The organism is Gemmatimonadota bacterium (assembly GCA_016714015.1).
Lineage (GTDB): Bacteria > Gemmatimonadota > Gemmatimonadetes > Gemmatimonadales > Gemmatimonadaceae > Pseudogemmatithrix.
This window is the reverse complement of sequence record JADJNZ010000001.1, coordinates 1,268,290-1,294,061: the sequence shown is the minus strand read 5'-3', so window position 1 is coordinate 1,294,061 and position 25,772 is coordinate 1,268,290. Positions and strand designations below refer to the sequence as shown.

Annotated in this window: 26 protein-coding genes and 1 other RNA gene; 16 read left to right on the top strand and 11 right to left on the bottom strand. The window is 69.5% G+C overall.

Going from position 1 to position 25,772, the window contains the following annotated elements:
- Positions 1–85: 85 nt before the first annotated feature.
- The 5 genes from IPJ78_05515 to IPJ78_05495 form a co-directional block, all read right to left on the bottom strand.
- On the bottom strand, positions 86–316 hold the full coding sequence (locus tag IPJ78_05515) for a hypothetical protein (protein MBK7906007.1): 231 nt from the start codon (positions 314–316) through the stop codon (positions 86–88).
- 98 nt (positions 317–414) lie between these two features.
- A complete protein-coding gene (locus tag IPJ78_05510) occupies positions 415–795 on the bottom strand; it encodes a prepilin-type N-terminal cleavage/methylation domain-containing protein (protein MBK7906006.1) in 381 nt (126 codons plus the stop codon).
- A gap of 263 nt (positions 796–1,058) precedes the next feature.
- Positions 1,059–4,049 (bottom strand): DNA polymerase I, encoded by a 2,991-nt coding sequence (gene polA, locus IPJ78_05505; protein ID MBK7906005.1) that lies wholly within the window; start codon positions 4,047–4,049, stop codon positions 1,059–1,061.
- Between the two features lie 9 nt (positions 4,050–4,058).
- Entirely contained in the window at positions 4,059–4,658 is a 600-nt protein-coding gene (locus IPJ78_05500; GenBank protein MBK7906004.1) for a hypothetical protein, read from the bottom strand.
- On the bottom strand, positions 4,655–6,046 hold the full coding sequence (locus IPJ78_05495; GenBank protein ID MBK7906003.1) for a GWxTD domain-containing protein: 1,392 nt from the start codon (positions 6,044–6,046) through the stop codon (positions 4,655–4,657). The genes IPJ78_05500 and IPJ78_05495 overlap by 4 nt, the downstream gene beginning before the upstream one ends.
- A gap of 118 nt (positions 6,047–6,164) precedes the next feature.
- Between IPJ78_05495 and IPJ78_05490 the strand changes: the two genes are divergently transcribed.
- Positions 6,165–7,082, top strand: coding sequence for a serine/threonine protein kinase (locus IPJ78_05490; protein ID MBK7906002.1), 918 nt, complete (start codon positions 6,165–6,167; stop codon positions 7,080–7,082).
- Here IPJ78_05490 and IPJ78_05485 read toward each other — a convergent pair.
- The gene (locus IPJ78_05485; protein ID MBK7906001.1) at positions 7,079–8,059 is read right to left on the bottom strand and encodes a HAMP domain-containing histidine kinase; all 981 of its coding nucleotides are present in this window, start codon (positions 8,057–8,059) and stop codon (positions 7,079–7,081) included. The genes IPJ78_05490 and IPJ78_05485 overlap by 4 nt on opposite strands.
- Here IPJ78_05485 and pyrE point away from each other — a divergent pair.
- Positions 8,046–8,597 (top strand): orotate phosphoribosyltransferase, encoded by a 552-nt coding sequence (pyrE, locus tag IPJ78_05480; GenBank protein MBK7906000.1) that lies wholly within the window; start codon positions 8,046–8,048, stop codon positions 8,595–8,597. The genes IPJ78_05485 and pyrE overlap by 14 nt on opposite strands.
- Positions 8,598–8,650: 53 nt before the next feature.
- Here pyrE and IPJ78_05475 read toward each other — a convergent pair whose 3' ends face one another.
- On the bottom strand, positions 8,651–9,559 hold the full coding sequence (locus IPJ78_05475; protein ID MBK7905999.1) for a helix-turn-helix domain-containing protein: 909 nt from the start codon (positions 9,557–9,559) through the stop codon (positions 8,651–8,653).
- A 156-nt stretch (positions 9,560–9,715) separates the two neighbouring features.
- On the opposite strand from IPJ78_05475, the gene rnpB reads away from it, so the two are divergent.
- Positions 9,716–10,086, top strand: an RNA gene (rnpB, locus tag IPJ78_05470) — RNase P RNA component class A.
- Between the two features lie 83 nt (positions 10,087–10,169).
- A complete protein-coding gene (locus IPJ78_05465; GenBank protein MBK7905998.1) occupies positions 10,170–11,024 on the top strand; it encodes a hypothetical protein in 855 nt (284 codons plus the stop codon).
- A 19-nt stretch (positions 11,025–11,043) separates the two neighbouring features.
- Here IPJ78_05465 and dnaN read toward each other — a convergent pair whose 3' ends face one another.
- The gene (gene dnaN, locus IPJ78_05460) at positions 11,044–12,150 is read right to left on the bottom strand and encodes a DNA polymerase III subunit beta (GenBank protein MBK7905997.1); all 1,107 of its coding nucleotides are present in this window, start codon (positions 12,148–12,150) and stop codon (positions 11,044–11,046) included.
- A 235-nt stretch (positions 12,151–12,385) separates the two neighbouring features.
- Positions 12,386–13,783 (bottom strand): chromosomal replication initiator protein DnaA, encoded by a 1,398-nt coding sequence (gene dnaA, locus IPJ78_05455; GenBank protein ID MBK7905996.1) that lies wholly within the window; start codon positions 13,781–13,783, stop codon positions 12,386–12,388.
- A gap of 184 nt (positions 13,784–13,967) precedes the next feature.
- Here dnaA and rpmH point away from each other — a divergent pair, with 184 nt between their 5' ends.
- From rpmH to mnmE, 5 genes are read left to right on the top strand one after another with little or no spacing between them, the layout of a single operon-like run.
- Positions 13,968–14,132, top strand: coding sequence for a 50S ribosomal protein L34 (gene rpmH, locus IPJ78_05450; GenBank protein MBK7905995.1), 165 nt, complete (start codon positions 13,968–13,970; stop codon positions 14,130–14,132).
- Entirely contained in the window at positions 14,122–14,502 is a 381-nt protein-coding gene (rnpA, locus tag IPJ78_05445; GenBank protein ID MBK7905994.1) for a ribonuclease P protein component, read from the top strand. Before rpmH ends, rnpA begins: the two co-directional genes overlap by 11 nt.
- Complete coding sequence (gene yidD / locus IPJ78_05440) at positions 14,499–14,738, top strand: membrane protein insertion efficiency factor YidD (protein ID MBK7905993.1); 240 nt, start codon at positions 14,499–14,501, stop codon at positions 14,736–14,738. Before rnpA ends, yidD begins: the two co-directional genes overlap by 4 nt.
- Positions 14,731–16,446, top strand: coding sequence for a membrane protein insertase YidC (yidC, locus tag IPJ78_05435; protein ID MBK7905992.1), 1,716 nt, complete (start codon positions 14,731–14,733; stop codon positions 16,444–16,446). The genes yidD and yidC overlap by 8 nt, the downstream gene beginning before the upstream one ends.
- Entirely contained in the window at positions 16,421–17,812 is a 1,392-nt protein-coding gene (gene mnmE, locus IPJ78_05430) for a tRNA uridine-5-carboxymethylaminomethyl(34) synthesis GTPase MnmE (GenBank protein MBK7905991.1), read from the top strand. The genes yidC and mnmE overlap by 26 nt, the downstream gene beginning before the upstream one ends.
- A 117-nt stretch (positions 17,813–17,929) precedes the next feature.
- Here mnmE and IPJ78_05425 read toward each other — a convergent pair whose 3' ends face one another.
- Together IPJ78_05425 and upp are read right to left on the bottom strand one after the other, a co-directional pair.
- Positions 17,930–18,868 (bottom strand): hypothetical protein, encoded by a 939-nt coding sequence (locus IPJ78_05425; protein MBK7905990.1) that lies wholly within the window; start codon positions 18,866–18,868, stop codon positions 17,930–17,932.
- Positions 18,869–19,055: 187 nt separating this feature from the next.
- Positions 19,056–19,703, bottom strand: a complete 648-nt coding sequence (gene upp, locus IPJ78_05420; GenBank protein MBK7905989.1) for a uracil phosphoribosyltransferase — start codon at positions 19,701–19,703, stop codon at positions 19,056–19,058.
- Between the two features lie 27 nt (positions 19,704–19,730).
- Here upp and IPJ78_05415 point away from each other — a divergent pair, with 27 nt between their 5' ends.
- Genes IPJ78_05415 through IPJ78_05385 form a run of 7 tightly spaced genes read left to right on the top strand, consistent with a single transcriptional unit; the run spans position 19,731 to position 25,726 of the window.
- Positions 19,731–19,907 carry a hypothetical protein gene (locus tag IPJ78_05415; GenBank protein MBK7905988.1) on the top strand — a complete coding sequence of 59 codons (177 nt, stop codon included), beginning with the start codon at positions 19,731–19,733 and terminating at the stop codon, positions 19,905–19,907.
- A gap of 23 nt (positions 19,908–19,930) precedes the next feature.
- Complete coding sequence (locus IPJ78_05410) at positions 19,931–21,325, top strand: MBL fold metallo-hydrolase (protein ID MBK7905987.1); 1,395 nt, start codon at positions 19,931–19,933, stop codon at positions 21,323–21,325.
- Positions 21,312–21,872, top strand: a complete 561-nt coding sequence (locus IPJ78_05405) for a helix-turn-helix transcriptional regulator (protein MBK7905986.1) — start codon at positions 21,312–21,314, stop codon at positions 21,870–21,872. The genes IPJ78_05410 and IPJ78_05405 overlap by 14 nt, the downstream gene beginning before the upstream one ends.
- A gap of 38 nt (positions 21,873–21,910) precedes the next feature.
- The gene (locus IPJ78_05400; GenBank protein MBK7905985.1) at positions 21,911–22,519 is read left to right on the top strand and encodes a YdcF family protein; all 609 of its coding nucleotides are present in this window, start codon (positions 21,911–21,913) and stop codon (positions 22,517–22,519) included.
- Positions 22,513–23,805, top strand: a complete 1,293-nt coding sequence (locus IPJ78_05395) for an insulinase family protein (protein MBK7905984.1) — start codon at positions 22,513–22,515, stop codon at positions 23,803–23,805. The genes IPJ78_05400 and IPJ78_05395 overlap by 7 nt, the downstream gene beginning before the upstream one ends.
- Entirely contained in the window at positions 23,802–25,175 is a 1,374-nt protein-coding gene (locus IPJ78_05390) for an insulinase family protein (protein ID MBK7905983.1), read from the top strand. The genes IPJ78_05395 and IPJ78_05390 overlap by 4 nt, the downstream gene beginning before the upstream one ends.
- On the top strand, positions 25,172–25,726 hold the full coding sequence (locus IPJ78_05385; GenBank protein ID MBK7905982.1) for an NUDIX hydrolase: 555 nt from the start codon (positions 25,172–25,174) through the stop codon (positions 25,724–25,726). Before IPJ78_05390 ends, IPJ78_05385 begins: the two co-directional genes overlap by 4 nt.
- The last annotated feature ends 46 nt before the right edge of the window (positions 25,727–25,772 follow it).

The window sequence follows — 25,772 nt, the reverse complement described above, 5'->3', positions numbered from 1 at the left end:
GCAGCCACCGGCGGGCGCTCGACCGAGTCACTGCGCCCACAGGCCCCCAGCACGCACAGCGCCAGACACCATGACCGCGGGCGCCTCATCGCGCGTCCGGCAGATAGGGTCCGCCGAGGTCCCAGTGCCAGGCCTCGCGCCGCACGCCATCGCGCGGATCCTTCAGCGGATGGTACTGCAGGCGCTCGGCGGGCATTCCGACGCGGGCGCCCCACGCGAGCAGGCGCGCCTTGTCGGTGGAGACGAGGTGCGCCAGGCGGCGGCCGAACCAGACGTGGCGATGCAGCCAGAGGCCGCCTGTCATCGCGTGGATCATGCCCTCGCGACGATGCGCGAACTCCTCCCACTCGAGCTGCAAAGCCGCCCGATCACGCGGTGGAGGAACGGGCGGGACGGGGGGGCCGCCCGGGTCGATCACTGACAGGTGATGACACCCTCGACCGTCGCCGGCGCGAGCGGAGCGACCGACCCTTGGTACATGGCACAGGTGAGCGGATAGGAGAGCGGGTGCGTGGCCATCGCGGACCAGCCACCGCGCGTCGCGTTCACGATCGTGAGTTGCGAGCCGCGCGAACCCTTCCAGTTGAGCGCCGAGGTGTCGGTCGAGTAGGTCTGCCACGCGTAGAAGTACGATTCCTGCGCGGTCGCGAGATTGTGCAGGTCACCCTTGAGGGCGGCGGCGTGCGCCTTGCCCTTGGTCGAATTGAACTTCGGCACCGCGATCGCGGCGATGATGCCGATGATCACAACGACGATGAGCAGTTCGATGAGAGTGAAACCGCGACGAGACGACATCAGACTCCACGACACCAGGTGGGGGGAGCGAACCGGGTACTGAACAGTGACGCGCATCACGCCGGAAGGTGACGGCGTCTCGAGGATAGGCGGTCCCTCGGTCCTAGACTAGGCAAGGGCGAGGCCCCGAACACCGTGATCATGTAAGACATTGCGTCGCATCGTGTTGAACCGCAAGCACCCGGCCGCCGGTCCCCGCCGGTCCCGGGCAAGCCTCCGCGACCATCGCATACTGCAAGGGCCCCGGACCGTCGACGCCCGATTCAGGCCTTGGCGTCGAGCCAGTTCGCCCCAGTCCCGATGTCAACGACCAGAGGCACGTCGAGCGCCACCGCGGTGGTCATCTCCCGCTCCACGAGCGAACGCAATGCGGCCTCCTCGTCCGACGGGAACTCGAAGACGAGTTCGTCATGGACCTGGAGGAGCATCTTCGCCTCCAGTGCCGCGGCCCGCAGGGCCGCATCGATGCGGATCATTGCCACCTTGACGAGGTCGGCCGCCGATCCCTGGATGGGCGAGTTCTGCGAGAGCCGCTCGCCGAACGCGCGCGTGTTGAAGTTGCGGTCGTGGATCTCCGGGATGTAGCGCCGGCGGCGGAAGATGGTCTCCACGTAGCCTCGCGTACGCGCCTGCTCGACCGCCGCGTCGAGGTAGCGCCGTACACCGGCGAAGCGAGTGAAGTAGGTCTCGATGAACGCCTTGGCCTCGGCGTGCTCGATCTTCAACTGCCGCGAAAGGGCATGCGCCCCCTGACCGTAGATCGTCGCGAAGTTGATCGTCTTCGCGCGAGCCCGCATCTCGCTCGAGACGAGCTCGAGCGGCACGCCGAAGATCACGCTCGCGGTCTGCCGATGGATGTCGCCCCCGGCACGGAAGGCCTCGACGAAGGCCGGGTCGTGGGAGAGGTGGGCGAGGAGCCGCAACTCGATCTGCGAGTAGTCCGCGGCCATGAAGCGCCACCCCGGCCGCGGGATGAAGCCCCGCCGGATGTCCTTCCCGAGCTCGCGACGGATGGGGATGTTCTGGAGGTTCGGGTCGTGCGACGAGAGTCGACCCGTCGCCGCCACCGTCTGCGCGTACGAGGTGTGGAGCCGTCCGGTCCGCGGGTTGACGAGCGTGGGGAGGGTGTCGAGGTACGTGTTCTCGAGCTTGGCGAGCTCCCGGTACTCCATCAACAGGCCGGGCAGGGTATGGCCCTCGTCGGCCAGTTCCTGCAGCACGCTGGCATCGGTGCTCGCGCCGGTGGCCGTCTTCTTCTTCACCGGGAGCGCGAGCTTCTCGAACAGGATCGTGCGGAGCTGCTGGTTGCTCGCGATGTTGAACATCTCGCCGGCCTCGGCGTGGATCTGCGTCTCCAGCTCCTTGCGTGCGGCCTCGAAGCGGGCCTTGAGCGAATGGAACCAGGGCACGTCGATGGTGACGCCGGTCCACTCCATCTCGGCGAGGACGTCGATGAGTGGCAACTCGACGTCGCGGAGCAACGGCCCCACCTCGTGCTCGGCGAGCTTGGGCTCAAGGAGCGCGCGCAGGCGCAAGGCGAGGTCGCTGTCGGCGCAGGAGTAGTCGCGTGCGGCGGCGATCGGGACCTCGTCGTACGGAATCTCGTTCTTCCCCTTGCCACAGAGCTCGTCGTACCCCGTCATGGCGAGACCGAGGAAGTCGACGGCGAGCGCGTCGATCGCGTGCGATCGGCGTCCGGGATCGATGACGTAACTCGCGAGCATCGAATCGAAGTCGAGGCCGCGGAGCCCGATTCCCGCACGACGCAACACGAGGAGGTCGTACTTGGCGTTGTGCGCCGTCTTCCGCACCGCCGGGTCCTCAAGGAGGCCGCGGAGCGGCGCCATCGCATCGGAGAGGAGCGGGGGGAGGTTGACCACCGGGTGCTCGCCCTCGGCGAGCATCCGGGCCGCGATGGAACTGTCGGCGCTCGGGCCCTTCTTGGGCTTCACCGGCGCATCCCCGAGGGCGAGTCCGCCCTGCGCCTCGCGCGGCAGGCGGTGCGCGAAGGGGAGGTACCATGCCTTGCCGGGGGCGGTCCCGATGGAGATCGCGACCAGGTTCGCGCGCATGGGCGTGATGATCGGCGGCGCGTCGGCATCGAGAATGGTCTCGGTGTCGACGGCGATCATGCCCGCGGCCCGCGCCTCGGCGATGACCTCGGCGACGAGTGCGGGCGTGTCGGCGATTCGGTAGTCGAGCGGCACGGTGGCCGGCGTGTCCGGGACGCTCGCGGCCGCGGCGCGCGCCTGACGCGCGCTCACCATGTGTGCCTCAACGTCCGTCCCGCCCTCGGCCGCCGTCCCGTCGGATGCCGCCGCCTGCGGGGCGCCCCCCTTCCCACCATCGGCATTGACCGCCGCCGTGCGCGCGGCGGAGTTGAACTCGAGTTCGACGAAGAGGTCGCGTAGCGCGGCCCAGTCGGGCTCACGGAGCATGAGCGCCTCCGGGTCGAGCGTGACGGCGAGGTCGTACTGTAGCGTGACGAGCCGCTTGCTGAGCTTCGCGTTCTCGACGTTCTGTGCGAGCGCGTTGCGCGTGCGGGTCGGCTCGATCTCGTCGAGATGCGCGATCATCGCCTCGACGGTCCCGTACTTCTCGATCAGCGCGAGCGCGCCCTTGTCGCCGATGCCCTTCACCCCGGGGACGTTGTCCGCGGTGTCCCCGACGAGTGCGAGGTAGTCGACGACGCGCTCGGGGGGGACCCCGAGGCGCTCGTGCGCATTCTCCAGCCCGTACCATTTCTCCGTGGTCCGCCCCGGCGGCCCGTGCCAGGGATTGAGGACCCACACCTTGGGGGCAACGAGCTGGAGGAGGTCCTTGTCGCCCGAGACGACGCACACCTCGAGGTCCCGCGCGGCCCCCTGGCGCGCGAGCGTCGCGATCACGTCATCCGCCTCGAAACCGTCGAGCGCGAGCGTCGGGATCCGGTACGCGGCGAGCAGCTGGCGGACGCGCTCGAGCCCGGTGTCGAAGTCCTCCTGCTCCTCCGGCGGGAGTGCGACACGGTTGGCCTTGTATGCCTCGAGCATCTCCTCGCGACCCGACGAGCCGGCGTCGTTGATCCAAGCGAGATAGTCGGGCTTGTGCTTCTCGATGAGGCGCTTGAGGAAGTCGCTGACACCCTTCGCCATCCCGGTGTTCTCGCCGCGCGCGTTGCGCAGCGGCGTCCCACCACCCAGGGCGTGGAAGGAACGGAAGATCAGCGCGTAACCGTCAATGAGGTAGAGCCGCGGGCGTCCGGGGATCGACATGCCCCAAAACTACGCGACGCCGAGTCCCCACGCCGCGAGCCCCGCGGCGACGGCGACGCGCGCGTTGTCGTCGAGGGCGAGGGCGGGCCGTTCAGCGAGCATCGCCGCCACGCCGATGCCGAGCGCCTGGATGGGTGAAGCGGCCACGAGCCAGACTGGACCGACCGCGCTGGCGAAGCAGCAGGCGAGCGAACCCACCGGTGTCTTTCCCTTGGCTGCGGCGCGTGCGGCGACCGCGCGCCCGACGAGGGCCGCCGCGGCATCACCGAAGACTCCGGCCCAGAGCGCGGAGATCGCCGCCCGCTCCGGGAGTACCACGGCGCAGAGCAGCATCGCGCCGAGGAACCAGGTCGCTCCGGTGAGCGCGGTGCGCTCGTGCGCACGGAGCATCCAGCCGAACCACGCGTCGAACCAGCGGCCGATCGCGCCCGCGCGACGACGCAGGACCTCGAGCGCGACGGCGATGCCGAGCCCCAGCGCGAGGACGAGGATGATCCCCCGTCGATCCACCACCGCGAACGCCCACGCGAGCGGGAAGGCGGCCGACGCGAGATGGACGCCCTTCCGCCCGAGTTCGGCGCGCCACGAGAAGGCGCGCGCGTCGCTCACTTCAGGCGCCGCCGGAACTCGGACTCGAAGCGCACCTCGCTCGCCTGCGTGAGGCGCCAGCGCCCGGTGCCGGTCTGATCGTAGAACACGAGTTGCATATTCTGCGAGCGGTAGTCCCAGAGCTGCTGGCGCCCGCGCGAGAAGTCGGCGACCTGCGGCTCGATGATCTGATCCGGTTCCCCCAGCGAGACGTAGACGCGCCCCCGGTCGGACATCCAGCCGGGCGTCGCCTCCTCGCGGAAGCGGCCGTTGGCCCGAATGAGGCGCGCGAAATAATCGCGAAGGCCCTCATGCATCGGCGTCTCGGGCCGGTCGTCCGTCTCGCGCGCGAACTCGGCCCACGCCGCCGGGCGCGTCTCCTCGCTGGCATCCCGCAACTTCTGGAGCCGATACGGCTGCGCGAACCAGCGCAGGTAGTTCACCATCTCGTCATACGTCGCGACCGGCAGGTCACCGCCGAACCCGACGAAGACGTAGGTGGAGGAGGAATCGGTGCCGCCGTCACGCACGAACGTGAGCTGCGCCACGCCGATGCCGATGCGCGAGACCGGAACCTCGACGACCCCTGCGCGCATCGCGCCGCGGGCGCTGACGCGCACGGTGTCGTTCCACAACACGCGTCCACGCTCGCTACGGATGAGGAGGCGAACGGCCGCGGTGGTGTCCCCGTACCCCTCGAGATAGACCGGGAGCACGCTGTCGCGTCCCGCGACGGCAATCGCCGCCGGGTTGAGCAGCACCAGCGGCACCGAATCCCGCGACGACCGCGGCGTCACCTCGGCGATCGGCATCGGCGAGGAGAGCGTGCCCTCCCCGAGGCGCGGGACCAGGATCGCGATCTGTTCCTGGGCCGTGCGCTGGCTCCCTTCGTCACGCACCGCGACCGTCAGCGTGTAGCGTCCGGGCGCGACGTCGAGGATCTCCTGGTGGATGACGCTCTCGTCGGTGCGTGTCGTCTCGCGATACGTGCCCACGAGGAGCTGCTCCGAAGCCTGCGAGCTGGCGACCGCGACCGCGTCGCGCGAGAGCGTCATGGCGACCGTGTAGTTGGCCCGGAACCGGTTGTCGGCTTCGCGCGCGAAGGCCAGGGTGGCGTTGGCGAACGCCACGGCGACGACGACATGCGTGGAATCGGGGGACGGCGTGGCAGCGAAGGCGGCGCGCCCGACCAAGGGGAAGGGAAGCCCCCGGGCCAGCATCCCCATCTGCCGGAAGAGCGGGGTGGCGTCGAAACTGATCCCCTGTTGGGCGCGCGGGGCCGCGCCCTCCGCGGACGGACCGGGGCGGGCACCAGGTGCTCCGCCGGGCGGAGGCGTGCGCCCCCCGCCGCCGCAGGACACGACGAGGAGGGCGGCGAACAGGACGCGAGCGAGGCGGAGCGAGGGCATGGGCGCGTGGGTGGGGCGCGCCGTGGCGTGGCGCGGTGTCAAATCTACCCCGCGAACCGGCATCCGGTCATCGGTGGGCTCGCTTGCCGGGACGAGCGCGTTCCGATAGCTTCGCCGCGTGACTCGTGACCCACTCGTCGGAACCACCATCGCCGGATTCACCCTCCTCGACCGCGTCGGTGAGGGAGGGACGGCCACCGTCTATCGCGCCCAGCACCCGACGCACGGGACGGTCGCGCTCAAGGTCCTCAAGGAGAAACTCCGCTCCGATCGTACCGCGGTCGCCCGGTTCACTCGCGAGGCCAGCTTCGGCACGCGCGTGACCGGTCCGAACGTGATCCGCACGATCGAGACGGGCGAGGATGCCGGGCTCCCCTACCTCGTGATCGAGTGGGCCGCCGGCGAGTTGATGGAGAGCTACGCGAAGCGCAACGCGCCGTTCCCGCCGGATGAGGTGGCGGCCGTCATCAGCCAGATCGCGGGAGCCGTCTTTGCCGCGCACACGGCCGGCATCGTGCATCGCGACCTGAAGCCGGATAACGTGATGTACGATCACGACACGCGCACGGTGAAGCTGCTCGACTTCGGGATCGCGACCTCCACCGATGTCACGCCCGACCAGCGGCTCACCCGCGCCGGATTCTTCGTCGGCACGCTGATGTACGTCGCCCCCGAAGCGCTGTCAGGCGAGGTGGTCTCGCCCGCGGCGGACCAGTACTCGCTGGCGACGATGGCCTACCAGTTCCTCACGGGCACGCTGCCCTACACGGCGAAGAGCCCGCGCGAGATGTTCACGCAACTCCTCTCGCAGCCGCCGGTCGCGCTCAACAAGGCCAAGCCGGACATCGCCTACTCCACCCCGGTGGAGGAGGTCGTCATGAAGGGCCTCGCCAAGGCGCCGAAGGACCGCTACGAGTCGGTGATCGCATTCGCGGACGCGCTCCGTGTCGCGCTCCAGGACCCGTTCCCAACGAAGATCGCTTCGAACGAGGGGCCCGGGCTCTTCTCGAAGATGAAGGGCCTCTTCGGTCGCTAGACCGTCCCGTCCCCGGCGCCCCGCGGCGCCGGGTCGGCAGGGAGCCAGCAGGTGAAGGTCGCACCTGCCCCGACCACGCTCTCCAGCGTGATGTCGCCATCGAGCAAGCGCGCGAGTCGCCGGGTGATCGAGAGCCCAAGCCCCGTTCCCCGGCGTTCCGAGTCGCCACGCGAACCGGCCTGGACCTGCTCGAACTCCTCGAAGATCCGCTCCTGATCCTTCGGTGCGATGCCGATCCCGGTATCGACCACCTGGAGGGCGATCCAGTTGCCACCCGCCGCCAGGAGCGGCCGCTTGGCCGCCGTCGCCGTCGCCTCATGCACCGCCCCGTCCGGGACGTAGGTCGCCCGCACCGTGATGCTTCCCGCCGGCGTGTATTTCACCGCATTCCCCAGCAGGTTCACGAGGATCTGCCGCAGGTGGGTCGGGTCGGTGCTCACCCGCGGCAGCGTCGCCGGCACCTGGATCGCGAGGGCCAGCCCCTTCTCAATGACCAGCGGCTCGACCTCACTCGCCACATCGATCACGAAGGCCCGCAACGAGAGCGGCTCCCGGTGCACGTCGAGTCGTCCAGCCGAGAGCTTCGCGAGGTCGAGCACCTGATCCACGAGCGCCTGCAAGTGTTCGGCTGACGCCTGGATCCGCTCCACGGGCCCGATCATCCGCGGGCCCAACTCGCCATAAGATCCATCCCGCAGGAGGTCGACGAACCCCACGATGGCCGCGAGCGGGGTCCGCAGTTCGTGCGAGACGTTGGCGAGGAACTCCGACTTGGCACGGTTGGCCCGTGCGAGCTCGAACGACAGATGCTCGAGCTCGGCACTCCGCTCCTTCAGGCGGCGGCGCTGCCCCCGCTCATAGAGCAGGAACGCCACCAACCCTGCCGCGATCGCCACCCCGATCACCCCGACCAGCATCGCCACCTCATTGACCCGCTTCCCGGTGCCGCATAGAGTGCCCGGCATGGATCCGCGCACCCGTCTCCTCGATCTCCTCGCCCAGCGCAGCGCGCGCCGTGGCTCCTTCACCCTCGCCTCGGGCAAGCAGTCCGATCTCTACATCGACTGCCGCCTCACCACGATGCATCCCGAAGGGCTCGCGCTCATCGGTCCGCTCGGCCTCCACGCCATCGGCGAACGCGGCTGGCACCCTGATGCGGTCGGTGGGCTGACGCTCGGCGCCGACCCCGTGAGCTACGCCATCGCGTACGCGAGCCAGCTCGCCGGCATGCCGACCCGCGCCTTCACGGTGCGGAAGGAAGCGAAAACGCACGGCACGGGCAAGCTCATCGAGGGCCCGTACACCGCCGGTGACCGCGTCGTCGTGATCGAGGACGTCATCACGACCGGCGGCTCCGCGCTCAAGGCCGTCGACGCGGTCCGGGCGGCCGGTGGCGTCGTCGTGGGGGTCCTCGCCGTGGTCGACCGCGAAGAGGGCGGCCGTGAGACCATCGAAGCCGTCGGCGTCGAGGTCGAGACGCTCGCGCGCGCCGCGGAGATCGTCGCACGGATGTGAGCACGCAGGGCCGCGGGTCGCGGTCCGTTCATGGGAGATGCTCCGGCGTTCCCTCAGTCGTGCCGCTGATGGAACGCCGGCCGCCGATCGCGCAACGACGGCGCCAGGCGCCGCATCCCGGGCCGCAGGGCGAGCGGCTGGAGTGCCCGCAACGCCTCGCGGTGCGGGCGGACCAGATCCGCGAGTAGTCGTTCGAGGAGCGTCTCGCCCGTGAAGCGCGCGCGAAACTCGCCCGCCGTCATGCCGAGGAGAGTGCGTACGTGCCGACCGAAGCTCTGCGGGGAGGAATAGTCGAGCGCGTTGGAGACGCTCGCGATGGAGTGGCCGGCATCCTCGAAGAGACGCGCGGCGCGCAGCAGGCGCGCGTAGGCGAGGTAGCGCTTGGGCGCCGGCAGCCGCGCCCGGAAGAAGCGACTCATGAGCGTGCTGGGGAGCAGGTCCATGCGGATCGCGAGCGCGCGCACCGTGGTGACGCGCTCGCTCACGACGAAGAGGGCCTCGAAGAACCGCTGACCGTCGGGAGACAGCGCGCCGAGTTCGCGACGGATCGCCTCGAGCGCGAGTCGATCGACCTCGTGCACCGCCTGCACCGCCAGCAACTGACGCAACCGCGTCCAGCCTTGCGGCTGCCGTACATCCACGAGGCGCGTGATCCCGGCGTTCCCCAACTGGAGCAGCGCTTCGGCGGAGGTCGGGGCCGTCCCGAGGAGCGCGACGGTCGGGACCGAGGGGAACTCCCGCACCATCGTCGCCATCCGTCGATCGGCGTCCCGGCCACAGCGCATCACCGAGACGAGCACCGCGCTCACCCGCCGAGTCTTGAGGTCCGCGAGGGCGTCGGCGATGCTCTCCTTGTGTACCGCGCGATAAAGTCCGGCGCCGGCCGCATCGACGCGTGGGCGTTCGTCGGGCTCGAGGACGGTGAGGACAGGAGCGGTGAGCGCGCGTTGCACGAGGGGCATCGGTGGGAGCTCCGTTGATGGTGGGGGTGGCGAACGCGGACCACGATGCGTGGGGCCGGTCACGGCGCCGTCATCCATTTCTTCCCCTCACCGTCCGCGCGTCACCCACCGCCGGCGCCCGATGACGCCGGCCGGCGCACTATATTCCGGAGAACTCGGTTCCGCCGGGCGATCGCGTCGCAGGTCCGCCTGCGCCGAGGAAAGTCCGGGCTCCTTGGACACGCTGCCAGGTAACGCCTGGGCACGCCGCAAGGCGTGACGGACAGTGCCACAGAGAATAGACCGCCTTCGCGCGAGCGGAGGTAAGGGTGAAACGGTGGGGTAAGAGCCCACCGCGCCACTGGCAACAGGGGCGGCACGGCAAACCCCAGCGGGAGCAAGGCCAAATAGGCGGCGAGCAGCAGTCCTCTGTGATCAAGACGCCGCGGGTTGGCTGCTAGAGCGTGCGGGCGACCGTACGCCGAGAGAAATGATCGTCCGACGCCGCAAGGTGTCGACAGAACCCGGCTTACAGGCGGGACCGATGCTGGGCAGTACGCGCGGGACGGACGGTGACACGGGAGCTGGTCCGTGGCTCCGTCCGTCCTCGCACATCCCCCCGAGGCGACGTATGCGGCGATCGACCCGCTGGATCCTGTGCCTGGTCAGTGCGACCGCCTGCGCGGCGCCCGCGCCGGCCGTGACGCCCCGACCGGCGATCGAGCCGCCGGCCCCCGCAGCGCTTGACCCGTCGTCACCGCCGTGGATCCTCCAGCCGAGCGGGGCTCCGGTGACGCGGACCATCCGCCTGGAGACCGAGCTGCGATCGCGCGTCGACACCGTCGAGCGACGGGACTCGATCCGAACCGTGGTCACTGCGGAGTGGTCGCGCGTCGTGGGGGGCGGCACGGTGCGCCTCTCCGGGCTGCTGACGGACTTTCGTGTCGGCATCGACACCGCGGAGCTCACGATCCCCCAAGGGCTCTCCCTGCCCCTGCCATTCGCCGCGCTCGACGGGACTGAGACCGTTGCCCCGCGGCTGATCCGGCCTGATCCGGCCGGTTGCGGCACGGAAGCCGCCGCCACGCATGCGTTGCGCGAGGTGTTCCTGACCCTCCCGACGCGCCTCGAGCCCACCACCACCTGGCGAGATTCCGCGAGCTACACGATCTGCCGGGACTCGGTGCCGCTGGTTGCCGTCTCCACGCGCGTCTATCGTGTGATGGGGGCGACGCGTCTGGCGGGTGAACTGGTCATCCGGATCGAGCGGCACTCGCGCCTGACACTGCGCGGCGCCGGCCGCCAGTTCGGTGAACCGATCGATATCGCGGCAGACGGCGAGGGAGTGGCCACGCTGTTCGTACCACTCGCCGGCGGCACGGTCGTCGAGGGCACGGGAGAGAGCACCCTCCGAATGACGATGCGCGGGCGCCGCCGCTCCCAGGAGCTGACACAGCACACGCGCATCGCGATCTCGGCGCCCTGATCGGGCCCCACCACGCGACTCAGTCGACCAGACGCAGCGGCATGAGAAGACAGAGGTACTTCGCCGGATCTGTCCAGCCCTCGGGCTCGATGGTCGACGCACGTTCCGGGGCACGGAACGTCATGCGCACCTCCTCCGTCGGCATCTGGCGCAGGATCTCGAGCAGGTACGCCGCGTTGAAGCCGATGTCGAGCTGGTCCCCCTCGTAGCGGATGGGCAGTTCGTCCTGCGCCTCGCCCAGGTCGGGCGTGCTGACGGAGAACTTCACCATGCCCGCGTTGAACGACAGCCGGATCCGGTGCGTCTGATCCGACGCGACGACGCTCATGCGCTTGAGGGCGCTCATGAACGCGGCCTTGTCGAGGATCGCGTACTTGTCGTTGTCCTTCGGGATCACCTGTTCGTAGCCGGGATACGGCCCTTCGATCAGGCGGGTGAAGACCGACGTGAAGGGCGAGCGGAACCCGAGGTGGTTCTCGCCCTGCGCGACCTCCAGCTCCTCCTCGGCCGCGAAGAGGCGGCGGATCTGGTCGAGCGCCTTGGGCGGGATGATGAGATCCGACTTCTGCCCACCGGAGACACCGACCTCCATCTTGGCCAGGCGATGTCCATTGGTCGCGACCATGCGCATGTGATCGGCGCGGAGCTCCCAAAGGACGCCGTTGAGGATCGGGCGGCTCTCCTCCGTGCTCGCGGCGAAGGCCGTGTGCTGGATGAGGCGCTGCAGGTCACCGGACGGGATCCGGACGGCCTTCTCGAACTGGACCGCGGGGAAGCTCGGGAACTCCGACTTGGGCAGGCCGAGCAGCTTGAACTTCGATCGGCCGCACTCGAGGGTGATCCGCTGGTCCCCGGTGGCCGAGATGCGCACAGGTGCCGGCGGCAGCTCGCGGGCGATCTCGCTGAGCTTGCGTGCCGGGATCGTGATGGCCCCGACCGCCTCGACGTCAGCGGTCACCTCGGTGCTCACCGCGATATCGAGATCGGTCCCCGAGATGCGGATGCCCTTGTCGGTGGTCTGGACGAGGAGATTGGCCAGGACGGGCAACGTCGTCTTCCCCGGGACGGCAGGGGTGACGGCGGCGAGTCCTTCCTGGAGCTTCTCGCGTGTGATGGTGAAGCGCATTCGGTTCCTGACCGAGTGACGGGACGTGTGGAACGCGGACGGAGCCTGCTGTTGCTAGTTACTGAATTACTCTAGTAGCAGCAGTAGTAGAAAGATGTGGACTGTGGACGAACGCCGGAAGACGTTGCGCCGCAAGCTAGTCCCTCGTGCCGATCATGTGCGACCTCATGGGAGAGGTCGTGGAGCGCCGTGGAGAACCCCGCCGGCGCCCCCGAACGTGTGGTGAACGTGTGTATCAGGTGGAATGCCGGACGGTTTCCCGCACCTTCTCCACACGCCCCCGGAACTCGCTGCTGTCCTTCATCATGTCGACCACCCGCTCGAGCGAATGGATGACGGTGGAGTGATCTCGCCCGCCGAATGCCTGTCCGATCTCGACGAGCTGGAGGCCGAGCACCTCGCGCGCGAGATACATGGCGACCTGTCGCGGGACGGTGAGGTTCTTGGTCCGGGTCTTGGACTGCAGTCCTTCGACCGTGACGCCCCATTCGCCCGCGACCCGTTGCTGGATGTGGCCCATCCGATCCTGGCGCTCCGGGCGGACCTGTGCGGCATCATTCTGCCGCAGCTTGTCGCGCAACGCCTCGCGCGCGAGCTCGACCGTGATGACCCGGTGCTTGAGCGACGCGAAGGCGAGGAGCTTGATGATGGAGCCTTCGAGCTCGCGGACGTTGGATTGCACGTGATCCGCGATGAAGTGGAGCACGTCATCGGGGATGGTATGTTCGAGGTGGTCCATCGCGGCCTTGCGGCGCAGGATGGCGATACGGTGCTCGAGATCCGGTTGCCCGACGTCGGCGACCATGCCCCAGGCGAACCGGGAGGCGAGACGCGCCTCGAGCTTGGGGATCTCGGAGGGTGGTCGGTCGGAGGTGAGGACGATCTGGCGACCGGCCTCGTAGAGGGCATTGAACGTGTGGAAGAACTCCTCCTGCGTGGAGTTCTTGCCCCCGATGAAATGGACGTCGTCGACGAGGAAGAGATCGGTCTCCCGATAGCGGCGCCGGAAGTCGTGCATGGCGCCCTTGCCGATGGACGTGATGACGTCGTTGGTGAACTGCTCGGTGGTGATGTAGGTGACGCGGGTCTGCGGGGCGCGCTTGATGATGTCGTGCGCGATCGCCTGCATCAGATGGGTCTTGCCGAGCCCGGTGGGGCCGTAGAAGAAGAGGGGGTTGTAGGTCTTGCCGGGCGCTTGCGAGACCGCCGCCGCCGCCGCAGCGGCGAGGTCGTTGGACTTGCCGACGACGAAGGTATCGAAGGTGTAGCGGTCATTGAGGGCGCTGAGGGTCACGTTTTCACGAGGACGCTCTGGCTCTATGACGCTCCTCTCCTGTCCCTTTACTGGCACAAAAAGGTCCATCTGCGAGCGCTGAAGACGGTCAGCGTGCACGCGGAGCTCGATCTTCACCGGGTGCCCGACGGCGACCGGTGCGAGCGACTCGAGGATAGCCGAGTGGCGACGCTCATTCCACTCGACCGAGAACTGGTCGGGTGCGGTGAGCGTCAGGGATTCACCCGAATACTCCGCCGCGGTGAGCGGCGAGAGCCAGGTATCAACTATGTGATCCGAGAGCTGGGTTCGCGCCCGATCGAGCAGGCGGGACCAGACTTCGGAGGCGGTGAGCGACATGCGGGGCCGAGCGCGTGTGGATATCTGAAGGGGTGGCGAAGCTACCGCTCCTGTGTGGACAAGTCAACGTTCGTGTATGCGAACCAGCGCACATCCCGCACCCGTTGGGTTGACCTAAGCCGCTCCCCCGAATACGTTTAGCGTTCTTGTCCGCAAGTGATTTACCAAGCCTTTTGGAGTGCCAATGGGGAAGCCGACGTACCGCCCGCGCAACAAGCGTCGCATCAAGACGCATGGGTTCCGCGCGCGCATGGAGACCAAGTGGGGACGCGAAGTCCTCAGCCGCCGCCGCAAGAAGGGGCGCAAGCGGCTCACCGTGAAGTTGCCGTCCAAGTACGCTGGCGCCTGAGTCCGCGTTCCGCTTCCCGCCAGCCCGGCGGCTGACGCGGACGGCGGATCTCGACGCGGTGCGTCGTGAAGGGAAGCGATTCCGAACTCCGCGGTTGGAGGTTCGGTACATCGCTTCCCTTTCGCATCTTCCGCGGGTGGGGATCATCGTGCCGCGCCACAAGCAGACGGCGGTCGCGCGCAATCGCGTGAAGCGCCGCCTGCGCGAGCTGGTGCGCTGTTCCCTCCTGCCAGCACTCTCGGCTCCAGGGGCGCTCGCCTCGCTCGATGTCGTGGTGCGGGTCATGCCGGAAGCCTACGGCGCGGATCTCGCGACGCTGGCAGGCGATCTCCAACGAGCCGCCGAGAAGCTGGGTGGGGTGGCGCGATGAAGCAGATCCTGATCCTGTTCGTACGGGCATATCAGGTGCTCCTCTCGCCGCTGCTGCCGGCGGCGTGCCGGTATCATCCGACCTGTTCGCACTACGCCATCGAGGCGCTCGAGAAGCATGGAGCGCTGCGTGGCGGGTGGCTCGCGGTGAAGCGCATCGCGCGCTGCCATCCCTTCCGCGCCGGGGGTTTCGACCCGGTGCCCGATCCCCCCTCTGCACCACCTCAAGATGGATAGGCGCTTCTTCCTCGCGTTGCTGCTCACGATGGGCGTCATCGTCGTGACGCCGCGTCTGTTCCCCGGCCCGCGCCCCGTCGCGGTGCCGGTCGTCACCGACACCTCGACCGTCTCGGCGGAGTCCGGTGCCACGGCGACGGCACCCACCGCAGGTGGCGCGGCGGGAGTGCCCGCGATCGGCGCAGCCACGGCCGCTGCGGTGGTCGCCGGCACCACGCCGGCTCCCGCGCCGGTCATCGCGCGCACGGTGCGGTTGGAGAACGCGCTCGCACGCTATGCGTTCAGCACACGCGGCGCTGCGTTCCTCGATGCCGAGCTCCCACGTTATCCGCACCTGGGCGGGGACAGTGGCCAGGTCCGACTCGCGGACCGATTGCAGCCGCTTGTGCGCTATCGGCTGATCGCGGGCGGCGACACGATCGCGCTCGACCGCGCGGACTTCACCGCACGGGAGGATACGCTCGACGGCAAGGCGCGCGTCACCTTCACGACGCCGATCGGATCGGGCATCGCGCGCATCGCCTACACGCTCGCGGACTCCAACTATCTCGCCGACGTCGACATCCAGGTGAACGGTGTCCCGGCGCCGGCCTTCCTGCTGATCGACCTCCCGGGCGGCTTCGATACACAGGAGCGCGACTCGACCGACGACCGCCGGCACCTCGCGTACGCCATGCGCACGCCCGTGGGCGGGGCGGAGCGGATCGACTTCAGCAAGCCGGATCCTGGCGAACGGCTGCTCCGGCAAGGGCCGTTCACGTGGACGGTCGCGAAGAGCAAGTACTTCCTCGTGGGGTTGCTCGCGAAGGACTCGGCGGCGTCACCGCTCGCGGAGTTGCAGGTCACCGGCGCGATGCGCGTCAACAAGATCGCCGTCCGTGCGCAGGCGACGGCGATCGCGCCGCTCGGCACCTCGGGCGTCCAGCTCCAGCTCTTCGCGGGCCCGCAGGAGTGGGAACGCCTCGTCGCGATGGGACGCGAGTTCGAGCACGTCAATCCCTACGGCGGCTGGATCAGCGGCGTCGTGCAGCCGTTCGCGACGATCGTCATGCGCATCCTCCTCTGGCTCAAGCGTACCACGGCGCTCCAGTACGGCTGGATCCTCGTGATCTTCGGCGTCTCCATCCGCCTCCTCATGTGGCCGCTCAACAGCCGCATGATGCGCTCGCAGATGACGATGCAGCGCATCGCGCCGCTGGTGCAGACCGCGCAGAACAAGCACAAGGGCGACCCGGTCAAGCAGCGCGAGGAGGTCATGAAGGTGTATGCCGAGGCCGGCATCAGCCCCTTCGCGCCGCTCGCTGGCTGCCTCCCGATGCTGATCCCGATGCCGGTGCTCTTCGCGCTCTTCTTCGTGTTCCAGAACACCATCGAGTTCCGCGGCGTGCCGTTCCTCTGGTTCCCCGACATCTCGGTGGCCGACCCGTACTACATCGCACCGCTCCTCACGGGCGGATCGATGTTCCTGCTCTCCTGGCTCGGCATGCGCAACGTGCCGCCGAACCCGCAGGCGAAGATGATGGCGTGGATGATGCCCCTGATGATGACGATCTTCGGCATCAACTTCGCGGCCGGCCTCAACCTGTACTGGTTCGTGCAGAACTTCGCCGCGATGCCGCAGCAGTGGTTGATCGCGAACGAGCGCGGGAAGGCGGCGACGACGGCCGCGACGGTCGTCGCTGATGGGGGCGCGCGCAAGCGGCGCTGACCTCCGCGGCGACACGATCGCCGCGGTCGCGACGGCGGCGGGGCGCGGCGCGCTCGCCGTCGTCCGGCTGAGCGGGCCCGACGCTGCGGCCATCGCCGTGCGCGTCGGGATGCCGATCGACCAGCCGGCGCGCGCGGTGCGACGGGTGCGCGTGCATCAGCCGGACGCGCCCGCCGCCGCGATCGACGAGGCGCTCGTGACGCGCTTCTCGGCGCCGCACTCCTTCACCGGCGAGGATGTCGTCGAGTTCTCCGTGCATGGTGGCGCGTACGTCGGCGCGACCCTGCTCGCCAGGCTCGTCGACTGCGGAGCGCGCCCCGCACTCGCGGGCGAGTTCACGGAGCGGGCGCTGCGCCACGGCAAGCTCGGATTGCTCGAGGCCGAGGCGATCGCGGACCTCATCGATGCCCGCTCGTCGGCGATGCACCGAGCGGCGATGCGACAACTGGATGGGGTCCTCACGCGCCGACTCGACGCGTTGCGCGAGGGGCTCCTCGAGACGGAGGCACTCCTCGCCTACGACATCGACTTCCCTGAGGAGGACGACGGACCGCAGCCGCGCGCGCGGGTGACAGCAGCAGCCGAACGGGTGCGGGCGGAGCTGGATGCGCTGCTCGCGACGCGTCCGCAGGCAGAACTGGGACGCGACGGCGTGGTCGTCGTGCTCGCCGGACCGCCGAACGCCGGGAAGTCCTCGCTCTTCAACGCCTTGGCCGGGGCACCGCGCGCGATCGTGAGCCCGCTGCCCGGCACGACACGTGATGCGATCGAGGTGCTCGTCGATGACGACCCGCTGCCGATGCGGTTCGTCGATACCGCGGGACTGCGCGCCTCGCCCGATACGCTCGAGCAGCTCGGCGTCGAGGTCAGTCTCCAGCGCCTGCGGTCGGCACACGTGGTGCTCGTCTGCGCCGAGACCGCAGACGGGCTCGCGGCGTCCTGCGTCGAGGTCGCCGCGCATGCGACCGCGCCCTGCATCGCCGTGCGGACGAAGCGGGATGCGACGACCGCCGAGGGAACGCGGCTGCCGTCGCTCGATGGTGTGGCGGCCTTGGACGTGAGTGCGCACACCGGCGCGGGCCTCGAGGCACTGCGCGCGGCGATCCGGCAGATCGCGAGCGGGCTCGTCGGGGATCCGGCGGAGGAACAGCCGACGATCACGCGCGCACGCCACGTGCACGCCCTCACGGTCGCGCGCGACGAGATCGAGGCGTTCGTGGCGGCCTGGACTGCGGCTGAGCTGCCGGCACCGGTCGTCGCCACGCACGTTCGCGCCGCGGTGCACGCGCTAGACGAACTGCTCGGCGGCATCGATACGGACGAGATCATCGGACGGGTGTTCCGGTCGTTCTGCGTGGGGAAGTAGGGCGAAGGCGTGGCCGCCGCCTCCTGCGTTCTTCCTTCAGCCATCTCCCCGAATTGACAACGCGCGGCCGGCCCCGGAGCCGGTCGCGCGTGTCCACCGAGCGGAACGCCGTCGTACTTATGCTGTGCGGGCGGCCGCGTCGGCGAGGTGCATGAGTTCCCGTGCATCGGCCCGGAGGGCCCACGCGATCCCCTTCTCGGCGATCGCGTCCTCGACCATGCGTGCGCCGAGCCAATAGCCCGATCGTTCGGGCAGGATGTGGCGTTGGACCGTGCGGGCCTCGTCGCTCATGCCGCCGGAGAGCCACCGCAGGCGCAGGCCGAGGCCGGCGCGGTCGAGGTCATCGGTGACGACGCGCGAGAGGACCGACTCGAGTTCCCGGATGCGCGCGTACTGGCGGCGGAGGAAGCCGTAGTACTCCCACGGCGCATGTCCGGGGCTGAGGAGCTTGGAGGCCTGCACGGCGAGCCCTTCGTTGACGAGATGCTCGCGGAGCGAGGCATGCCGTCCGGTCTCCCAATAGGAGTAGAACCCGTTCGCGCCGGCGACGAGGCGCCGCATCTCTGCGCGGCTGGCCGGCGAGGTGTAGCGCACGCAGTGCGCGATCTCGTGGGCGAGCCACATGGGGACGAGCTCGGGATCGAGTCCGAGCCCGCGCGTGCCGGGGTTGGCGATGCTGGTGAAATGCTCAAGGCAGACGAATGCGACGCCGCGACCGTTGATGACGAGTTCGCCGGCGTTGGCCGCGCCAACGCCGACCATGAGGACGACGTCGATCGTGGAGTCGATCTCGAAGAGTTCCGTGCAGGCGGCCTCGGCCTGCTTCGCGAGGGAGACGATGTCGGTGCGCTCGAGCATCGCGCGGAGGTCGGCGCGATCGGCGCGGACCGCCTCGCGGACGACCTCATGGAAGTGCGGACCGGTGGGTTCGATGACGTAGTTGTGCCAGTACGCGCCGAGGAGGGCGCGATGCGTCTCGAAGTATCGGTGATATGCTGCGACCGGATCGGCGCTCTCGAGAGCGCTGAAGAAGTCGGGCAGCAGGTTGATCAGCATTCGGTGGGGGCGAGGCGGCGTGCGATCAACGAGCGGGAGCGGATGTCGACGGGCGAACGATACAGACGGTCGTGATTCCAGACAAGAGGACGCGATTCCAAGCAAATCGGGTCTACGCGGCCGCGATGTGACCTGCCACACATTGCCATATGCACTTGCTGGACCGCCCCGCAGGGGTGAGTCCTGGTCACCGCGTGCCGAACAGACGGTCGCCGGCGTCGCCGAGTCCGGGAAGGATATAGCCGTTCTCGTTCAATTCGCGGTCGAGCGCGGCAGCGAAAATGGGAACGTCGGGATGCGCGGCCTGGAGCTTCCGCACGCCCTCCGGCGCGGCGACCAAGCAGAGGAACTTGATCCGGACAGCACCGGCGCGCTTGAGCGAGGTCACCGCGCTCGCGGCGCTTCCGCCGGTGGCGAGCATGGGGTCGAGCAGGAAGAAGTCGCGCTCGGCGCCGTCGCCGGGGATCTTGAAGTAGTAGTCGACCGGCTTGAGCGTGTCGTGGTCGCGATAGAGGCCGATGTGGCCTACACGCGCGGACGGCACGAGCTTGAGGATGCCGTCGACCATGCCGAGGCCGGCGCGGAGGATGGGGACGAGCGTGAGTTTCTTGCCCGCGACGCGGCGACCGGTCGTGGTCTCGAGCGGCGTGTCGACCTCGACCGGTTCGAGCGCGAGGTCAGCGGTGGCCTCGTAGGCCATGAGCATCGCGATCTCGTCGACGAGCTCCTTGAAGATCTTCTTCGGTGTCGCCTGGTCGCGCAGGATCGCGAGCTTGTGCTGCACGAGCGGGTGCGAGACGACGGTGAGGCCCGGAAGCGCAGGGGTGGTCAGCATGCGCGACAAGCTACTATCATTTCGGACATGAAAGAATATCAGGCGGTGATCCTGCGGCTCGCTCGCCACCAGCGCGAGGACGAGGATGCGTTGACCGACCTGCTCAACGAGCGCAGCCGCGGCGGCTGGACCCCGCAGATGATGACACAGGACGGGGCGCGCCTCACGGTGGTATTCGCGCGCGACGCCGAGTCGGAGCGCTGAGCCCCCCGACCGGGAGACGATCGATGCGACTCCAGTTCGTCGGTGCGGCGCGCGAGGTGACCGGCTCGGCCCATCTGGTGCACGTGCTGGGGCGCACGATCCTCCTCGACTGCGGCCTGTTCCAGGGGCGGCGCGCCGAGGTGGCGGAGAAGAATCGGCGCGTGCCGCATGCGGTCGATCGGATCGATGCCGTGGTGCTGTCGCACGCGCACATCGACCACGCCGGTCGCCTTCCCTTCCTCGTGAAGGCCGGATTCCGCGGCGAGATCCATGCGACGGGTGCCACGCGGGACCTCTGCGAGGTGATGCTCGCCGACTCGGCGCACATCCAGGAGAAGGATGCGGACTTCCTGCGTCGCCACCGCAAGACGGCCGCCGACCCGCTGTACGTGCTGCGCGATGTCTCGGCGACGCTGACGCAGATGCGGCCGCACCGCTACCGGGAGCGCTTCGAGGTGGTGCCGGGCGTGCACGCGACCTTCAGCGACGCGGGGCACATCCTCGGCTCGGCGTCGATCACGCTCGAGTGGGAGGAGGGCGGTACGTGCCGCCGCCTCGGCTTCAGCGGCGACATCGGACGGTCGGGACTGCCGATCATCCGCGACCCGGAGCCGGTCACGGACGTCGACACGCTGCTCATGGAGTCGACGTACGGGAACCGCGATCACACGAGCGTCGCCGGGGCGCGGGATGAACTCGCGCGCGTGATCCGGGAAACGGTGGCCCGCGGCGGGCGTGTGCTGATCCCGGCCTTCGCGGTCGGGCGCACGCAGGAGCTGCTGTACGACCTGCACCAACTGACGCACGAGGGACGCATCCCGCGCGTGCCGGTGGTGATCGACAGTCCGCTGGCGCACGAGGCAACGGAGGTGTTCCGCGACAACACGCGCGACTTCGACCAGAGCGAGCCGATGGTGCGCGCCCACGGGGCGGACCTGACGGCGCTCTTCGACTTCGACCAGTTGCGGTTCACGCCGGACGTCGAGGACTCGAAGGCGACGATGCGCGGGCACGGCCCCATGATCGTGATCGCGGCGTCCGGCATGGTGGAGTCGGGTCGGATCCTCCATCACCTGGCCCACAGCGCCGGCGATCCGCGCACGACGATCCTGATCGTCGGCTACCAGGCCGAGCACACGCTGGGGCGCCGCATCATGGAGCGTCAGCCGACGATCAAGGTGCTCGGTGACGAGCTCCCCCTGCGCGCGCAGGTGGAGGTGCTCTCCGGCTACAGCGCGCATGCCGACCGGACGGAGCTCCGCCGCTGGCTCGATGCGGTGCGCGCAAGCTCGCCGCGGCTGCGGGACGTGCTGCTGGTGCACGGCGAACGCGAGGCGCAGGACGCGTTCGTGGAAGAGCTGGCGACGCACGGGATCCGGGCATCGGCCCCCGAGGCGGGCGACGTTGTCACGCGCTGACGCGAGCGAGCGGATCACGCGCGCCGCGGTCACGCTCGGGGTGACGGAGGGCGTCGGGGCGCTGAGCCTGCAGGCGATCGCGCGCACGGCGGGCGTGAGCAAGTCGCTGCTGCTCTATCACTTCGCGGGGAAGCCTCTGCTCCTCGGGGCGGTGGTGCGGATGCTCGGATCGGAAAGCGTGGCGCGCCTGCGGCAGGCGGCGACCGCGCCCGACGCGCTGGACGCGTGGCGCCTGCTCGTGCGGGACGAGGTGGCGCGTGGTGAGCTCGCGCTGCTCGGTGCGCTCGCCCTCGAGACGGAGGTCGACCTGCAGATGCTCCGTGCCGTCGGTGCCGCGCGCGAGGGTGCGGCGACGCTGCTCGCAAGCGCGGTCTTGACCGGCGTGCATCTCGTCCCGCGGGTGCCCGCCGCGCTGCTGGGGCGGTTGCTCCTGCGCCATCTCGATGGTGTGGTCTCGGCGACGACTCACGAACGGACCGCGTTGCCAGCGGAACTCGATGCGGAGCTGGACGCGTTCGCCCTCGCGCTGCTCGCGCTCGGTCACTGACCGTACCGCCGCCGCTGGCGGCTCGGTAGCTTCCGCCGATGCTCGCACCCCCCTCCCGTTCCCGGGCCCGCCGCGTCGTCCTGGTCACGCTCGCGGCGCTCGCGGTGTGCTGGATGGCCTCGGCCGGGTTGGTGCTCTGGTTCGCGTCGCGCGACCGGGCCCGCCCGACGGACGCGATCGTCGTCCTCGGGGCCGCGCAGTACCGGGGGCGCCCGTCGCCGGTGTTGCGGGCGCGCTTGGACCACGCGGTGGGTCTCTTCGCGCGCGGCATCGCCCCGCGCCTGGTGCTCACGGGCGGGATCGCCGAGGGCGATACCGCGAGTGAAGCGGCGGTCAGTCGCACGTACGTCATGCGCCAGGGCGTGCCGGACTCGGCGATCCTGCTCGAGAACGAAGGGCGCACGACACATCAGTCCATGCGGGCGGTCGCGCTGCTCCTGCACTCGCGGGAGATGGACCGCGCCGTGGTGGTCTCGGACGGGTTCCACCTGTTCCGCGCGTGGACGTCCGCGCGGCACCACGGACTGTCGGTGCGGACCTCGCCGGCGCGCCCGGCGGAAGGGGTCCTGTCGCAGCTCCGTCGGCAACCCGGATACTTCCTCGCAGAGACGGTGAAGGCACCGCTCGCGCTCCTCATGGAATGGTGATGATGCGGATCCCGGTCGAGACCACGACACTTCCCAACGGCCTGCGCATGATCCTGTCGCGCGACCATGCGACGCCGGTCGTCGCGGTGAACCTCTGGTACCATGTGGGCTCGGCGAACGAACGCGAGGGGCGCACGGGCTTCGCGCACCTGTTCGAGCACATGCTGTTCCAAGGGAGCGCGCAGGTCGCGGCGAACGAGCATTTCGAACTCGTGCAACGGGCGGGCGGGACGCTCAACGGGTCGACGTGGCTCGACCGCACGAACTACTACGAGACGCTGCCGTCGCACCAGCTGGAGCTCGCGCTCTGGCTCGAGGCCGACCGGATGGCCCGCCTGCTACCCGCGATGACGCAGGAGAAGCTCGACACGCAGCGCGACGTGGTGAAGAACGAGCGGCGCTGGTCGGTCGACAACCAGCCGTACGGCACCTGGTGGGAGCGACTGCCCGCGCTCTGCTTCCCGCCCGCGCATCCGTTCCACCATTCGCTGATCGGGTCGATGGAGCATCTCACGGCGGCGAGCCTCGACGACGTGGCGGAGTTCTTCCGCACGTACTACACGCCGGACAACGCGGTACTCACCGTCTGCGGCGACTTCGACGAGGCGACGGCTCGCGCCATGGTGGAGCGGCAGTTCGGTGCGATCCCGCGCGGCGCCGGTCGGCCGCCGTTGCCGGACATGACGCTCCCGCCGACGTTCGGCGAGTGGAAGCGCGAGGTGGTGGAGGATGCGGTGGTGGCGCCCCGCCTCTTCCTCGCCTTCCGGATCCCGCCGGCCGGCGACGACGCGTGGTATGCCGCGAGCCTGCTGGGCGCGGTGCTCGGTACCGGCGAGGGAAGCCGGCTCTCCCGCGCCCTGGTGCGGGAGCAGCAACTCGCATCGGAGGCCACGGCGTTCACGTTCGATCTCGCCAAGGGAAGCGACCTGCTCGTGTGCGATGTGACCGCGAGACCGGGTGTCGCGGCGGCGACGCTCGAGGCGGCGGTCGTCGCGGAGATCGATCGGCTGCTCCGCGATGGCGTGACGGCGGGGGAGCGGGCGCGCGCGCTGGCGCTGTACGAAACGGCGTGGGTGTCGGGGATCCAGTCGGTCGGGTCGCGAGCGGATAAATTGTCTCAGTTCGCTACTTATAGAGGGGACGCGGCGCTCGTCAACGACGAACCGGCGCGTCATGCGGCGGTGGGGGTGGACGCGATGGTGGACTTCGCGCGCGCGCGATTGCAGCCGACGAACCGGGCCTCGCTCCTGTACGTCCCGCGCGCGGTGGCCGGGGTGGCGGCATGAGCGCGCCGGCCCGTCCGTCACCGGGGACCGCGCGTCCGTACGAGTTCCCGGCCGTGCACCGGCACGCGCTCGCGAACGGGCTCCGCCTCGTCGTCGCGCCCATGCCGCGGTTGCCGCTGGTGACCGTGCTCGCGCTCGTCGATGCCGGTGCGGCGACCGAGGCGACGGGGCGGGAGGGGATCGCGACGCTCACGGCACGCACGCTCGCCGAGGGCGCCGGCGCGCTCGACGGCGCGACGCTCACGGCGCGGTTCGAGTCGCTCGGGACCGCATTCGACGGATCAGCGGACTGGGATTCGAGTCTTGCCCGCCTCACCGTGACGCGGTCGCGGCTCGAGGCGGCCTTCGCGCTCTTCGCCGCGGTGCTGACGCAGCCGACCTTCCCCGAGGCTGATGTCGCGCGGCGGCGTGACGAGCGCCTCGCCGAACTCGCGCAGCAGCTGGCCGAGCCGCGCGGGTTGGCGGACGAACGCTTCAGCGGCTTCCTCCACGCGCGCGAGTGCCGCTATGCGCGCGATCTCGCGGGCACGGCGCACAGCGTGGCCGGCCTCGACGCCGTGGCGGTGCGGGCGTTCCATGCCGCGCACTACGGGCCGCGCACGACGACGGTGGTGGTCGTGGGAGACATCACGCCCGAGGCCGCCCAGCGCCTCGCCGAGCAGGCGTTCGGCGGGTGGACGGGAGGCCGTGCGCCCGCGCCGATGCCGGCGCCACGCGCGGCGCGCGAGGGACGTCGGCTCGTGGTCGTGGAGAAGGCGGAGGCACCGCAGTCGGAACTGCGCGTGGGACATATCGGTGTGCCGCGCGCGCACCCGGACTACCTGCCGATCGTGGTGATGAACGGGATCCTCGGCGGGCTCTTCTCGTCGCGCATCAACCTGAATCTCCGCGAGCGGCACGCGTTCACGTACGGGGCGTCGTCCGGCTACGACTGGCGGCGCGGCGCGGGGCCGTTCGTGGTGAGCACCGCGGTGAAGAGCGAGGTGACGGATCGCGCCGTGGTGGAGATCCTGCGCGAGATCGACGCGATGCGCACGGCGGCGCCGACCGCGAGCGAGGTGTCGCTCGCGACGGAGTACCTGGCCGGGGTCTTCCCGATCCGGTATGAGACGACCGCCGCGGTGGCGGGGGCGCTGGCCGGCGCGACGATGTTCGGGTTGCCGGCGGAGTGGTTCTCGACGTATCGCGCGCGGATCCGCGCCGTCACGCCCGATGACGTGCTCGCGGCCGCGCGTGCCCATCTCGATCCGGCGCGTGCCCTCGTGCTCGCGGTCGGGGATGCAGCGGTGATCGAGGGACCGCTCGCGGCGCTCGGGATCGCCCCGGTGGAGCGCCATGCGAGCGAGGATGACCCGGCGGAGGCGCCATGAGTGAGACGATCGGTCGCGTGGATGGACGGCCCCTGTTCCAGCACAAGTTCCTCGACGGTCAGCTGGACCGCGTGCGGTATCCGGACGGCTCGACGGGCGAGCAGGTGCTCATCCATCATCCGGGGGCGTCGGCGGTGGTGCCGTTCCTGAGTGACCCGCGCGGCGACGACCCGCAGGTGCTGCTCATCCATCAGTACCGGTATGCTACCGGCGGGAAGCTCTTCGAGATCCCGGCCGGCCGGCTCGAGGCGAACGAGGCGCCGCTCACCTGTGCGCATCGCGAGCTGCTGGAGGAGACCGGCTGCACGGCGACGTCGATGGAGCCGCTGACGACGTTCTGGACGACGCCCGGCTTCACGAACGAGAAGATCCACATCTTCCTGGCGAGTGGATTGACCCGGGGGGAGACGGCGCACGAGGCGGACGAGTTCATCGAAGTGGTCACGGTGCCATTGAGCGAGGCGCTGCGGCGGATCGAGGTGGGAGAGATCACCGATGCGAAGACGATGATCGGTCTCCTGTTCGCTGCAGGGTTCCGCGCCGGCCGGTAGCGTCCCCATTTTCGGACGCCATTCTCCGAATAACGGGACACAGTGT